The sequence below is a fragment of the Neisseria sp. P0022.S010 genome, from assembly GCF_051956635.1.
Window position 1 is genome coordinate 1 of record NZ_JBQCXF010000899.1, and the last position, 450, is coordinate 450.

Here is a 450-nt window from a genome sequence, read left to right on the forward strand (position 1 = left end):
CGGCCGCTGTCGAGGCGGCTTTTCAGTTCTAGCCCCTTGCTGATTGCCTTTTCGTATTGGATCATGCCGCCGTCCATATTCGAGTTTTCGATTTGGTTTTTGATTTTGTTGCTGTAGTAGGTGAGGCGGATATCGCCTTGGCGCAGCTTGTCGAAATGCGGGGCGAAATTGAAGTTGTAGCCGACTTCCCAGTTGGTGCTTTTTTCCGGCTTCAGGCTGTATTCGGCCACGTTCTCGCTGCCGTACAGACCGCCGCTGCCGGTGGCGGCGGTCAGTTCGTAAAGGCTGTGGAAGCGGCTCATGCGGGCATAGCGGGCGAAGGGGCGGTGGTTGTCGGCAAGATCGTAGCTGACCGGCAGCATGGGCGCCCAGGAATGCGCGCGCTGTTCCTGCGGCATGCGCCAGCGGTCGGCTTCGCCGAATTGATGCCGGATCCAAGCGGTACGATTG

The 450-nt window shown here is 58.9% G+C and carries 1 protein-coding gene; it reads right to left on the reverse strand.

Annotated features, from left to right (window positions below):
* Positions 1 to 450: TonB-dependent receptor domain-containing protein (locus ACTHUT_RS22000; protein ID WP_440419946.1), on the reverse strand; the 450-nt coding region annotated here is incomplete at both ends.